Origin of the sequence: Saccharomonospora saliphila YIM 90502 (assembly GCF_000383795.1) — a bacterium.
In the GTDB taxonomy this organism is placed as follows: Bacteria; Actinomycetota; Actinomycetes; order Mycobacteriales; family Pseudonocardiaceae; genus Saccharomonospora; species Saccharomonospora saliphila.
In genome coordinates this window covers 1-2,621 of record NZ_KB912731.1, presented here as the reverse complement: position 1 = coordinate 2,621, position 2,621 = coordinate 1, and the positions used below count along the sequence as shown (strand labels likewise).

3 protein-coding genes are annotated in these 2,621 nt (G+C 73.3%); 2 read left to right on the top strand and 1 reads right to left on the bottom strand.

What is annotated here, in order from left to right; translation table 11 throughout:
- Nucleotides 1-130: 130 nt before the first annotated feature.
- The gene (locus tag SACSA_RS0120690) at nucleotides 131-826 is read left to right on the top strand and encodes a metal-dependent transcriptional regulator (protein WP_019819778.1); all 696 of its coding nucleotides are present in this window, start codon (nucleotides 131-133) and stop codon (nucleotides 824-826) included.
- 156 nt (nucleotides 827-982) lie between these two features.
- Entirely contained in the window at nucleotides 983-1,987 is a 1,005-nt protein-coding gene (gene galE, locus SACSA_RS0120685) for a UDP-glucose 4-epimerase GalE (protein ID WP_019819777.1), read from the top strand.
- Here the strand turns inward: galE and SACSA_RS24080 are convergent.
- A partial coding sequence (locus tag SACSA_RS24080; protein WP_019819776.1) for a DUF4192 domain-containing protein occupies nucleotides 1,953-2,621 on the bottom strand: 669 nt, incomplete at its 5' end. The two genes, galE and SACSA_RS24080, sit on opposite strands and share 35 nt — an antisense overlap.

Sequence of the window (2,621 nt, the reverse complement as noted above, 5' to 3'; positions counted from 1 at the left end):
TGCCCGCGCCGTCGGCCGCGCCAGGCGCGGGCGGTCGGGACCGCCGGGCGCGCGGGTTCTCCCGCCCCGCGCCTGTCCTGCGGGTCGGTACCAGCGACTACCATGAGTGAGGCGAGCGAAGGGGACAGGCGTGAACGATCTCATCGACACTACCGAGATGTACCTGCGCACCATTTACGAGCTCGAGGAGGAGGGTGTCGTTCCACTGCGCGCTCGGATCGCGGAGCGGTTGCAGCAGAGCGGCCCCACCGTGAGCCAGACGGTGGCGCGGATGGAACGTGACGGGCTGGTGGTGGTCGCCGACGACCGGCACCTCCAGCTCACCGACCACGGCCGCGAGCTGGCGGTCGCGGTGATGCGCAAGCACCGGCTGGCCGAGCGCCTCCTGGTGGACGTCATCGGCCTGGAGTGGGAACACGTGCACAACGAGGCGTGCCGCTGGGAGCACGTGATGAGCGAAGCGGTCGAGCGCAAGCTCGTGACGCTGCTCAACAACCCCAGGACCTCGCCCTACGGCAACCCCATTCCCGGCCTGGACAAGCTCGGGGCGGGCGAGCCCGCCCCGCCGGCCGAAGCCGACCTGGTGCGGCTCGACGAGGTGGCCCGGTCCGGGGGCGGCAAGGTGGAGATCCGGCGGATCGCCGAGCACGTGCAGCTCGACGAGGACCTGATGACCGAGCTGCGGTCGGTGGGCATCGTGCCCGGCAAGACCGTGCGGGTCGGCACGATCGGCGGTGGCTCCACCAGCGTCGAGGTCTCCGACGACACCCACTCCGCCGCGGTGTCGGCGTCCGCGCTGCACGCCGTTCTCGCGCAGGCCCGGTGACGAGCGGGTCCCGCGTTCCCCAGGCAGGCGAGGCGACGAGACGGCCGCGCCCGGCGCCGGTGTTCCCGGCCGACCGGGTGCGGCCGGGAACACCGGCCCCTCGTATCGTGACCACCCTGCACCTGCCGTCCTCACCCGAGAAAGGGTTCCGCGCGAATGCCCAGTGAGACCACGCCGTCGAACACTCCCTTGAAACTGGTCGTCACGGGTGGAGCGGGTTACATCGGCAGCGTCTGCGCGGCCCGGCTCCTCGAAGCGGGGCACGAGGTCACCGTCGTCGACGACCTGTCCACCGGACACGCCGACGCCGTCCCCGCCGACGCCCGCTTCGTCCAGGGTGATGCGGCCGAGGTCGCCGGGACACTGCTGGCCGAGGGTTTCGACGGCGTCCTGCACTTCGCCGCCAAGTCTCTGGTCGGCGAGTCGATGCAGGACCCCGGCGCCTACTGGCGCGGTAACGTCCTCACCTCCCTGCGCCTCCTCGACGCGATGCGCACGCACGGCACCCCGAGGCTCGTGTTCTCGTCCACCGCCGCCACCTACGGCGAGCCGGAGCAGACCCCCATCCCCGAGACGGCGGCCACGGACCCGACCAACACCTACGGCGCCACGAAGCTCGCGATCGACCACGCGATCACCAGCTACGCGCGGGCACACGGACTCGCCGCGGTGAGCCTGCGCTACTTCAACGTGGCGGGCGCCTACCGCGGCTTCGGCGAGCGGCACGCCACCGAGACCCACCTCATCCCCCTGGTCCTCCAGGTCGCCACCGGACACCGCGAGGCGGTGCAGATCTACGGTGACGACTACCCGACCCCCGACGGGACCGCCGTCCGCGACTACATCCACGTGGCCGACCTCGCCGAGGCACACCTGCTCTCGCTCATCCACGCGCAGGCCGGTGAGCACCGGATCTACAACCTCGGCAACGGCACCGGTTTCTCCGTGCGCCAGGTGATCGAGGCCTGTCGCGAGGTCACCGGCCATCCCGTCCCGGCCGCGGTGGCCCAGCGCCGCGACGGGGACCCGGCGGTTCTCGTCGCGGCCAGCGACCGGGCCAGGGCACAGCTCGGCTGGACACCGCGCCACACCGATCTGACCGGGCTCGTCGCCGACGCCTGGGCCTTCACCCGGGACCGTCAGGCGGCGGTGTCCGCCTGATGCGCCCCTCCCCTCCGGGGCCGTCGCCACGGCCGTGGCGCCCACGATCCCGGCCCTCTCGCCCCTGACGACGACCCGGCTTCCTGCCACCGGGCCGGTCGTCGCCGGGTCGGTCGTCGCCGGGTCGGTCGTCGCCGGGTCGGTCGTCGCCGGGAGGCGATGCGGGCAGCTCCACGGAGGGGGGAAGACCCAGGGCGTCGGCCTCGGCGCTCGTGCCCAACCGTGCGAGCGTGCCGGGCGGCACCGCGTGGTCGAGCGCCTGGGTCAACAATTGGGCGAGCAGGTGGTCCGGGTCGGCCTCCCGCGCCTCGGACAGCGCCATCCCGGCGAAGGCGCCATCCCCGCGCACGTACGCGGAGTAACCCAACAGGGTCGCGGGCCGCGCGCGCTCGGGCGCGGGCGTACGCCGTGTCAGCGTCAGCCACAACCGTTCGGCCGCGACCGCTCCCGGCGTGCCCGGCGGTACCGCCGTGGCCAGGCACGCGTCCCGCACCAGTGGCGTGGCCAGCGCCGACGCGAGTTCGACCACGTCCTCGTCCGAGGGAACGGGATCGCCGTGCCTGCTCCGGTCCAGCGCGGCACGCACCACCGCGCGACCCCGGGCCACCTCGTCGTCGGCGGGGTCCTCGCGGGC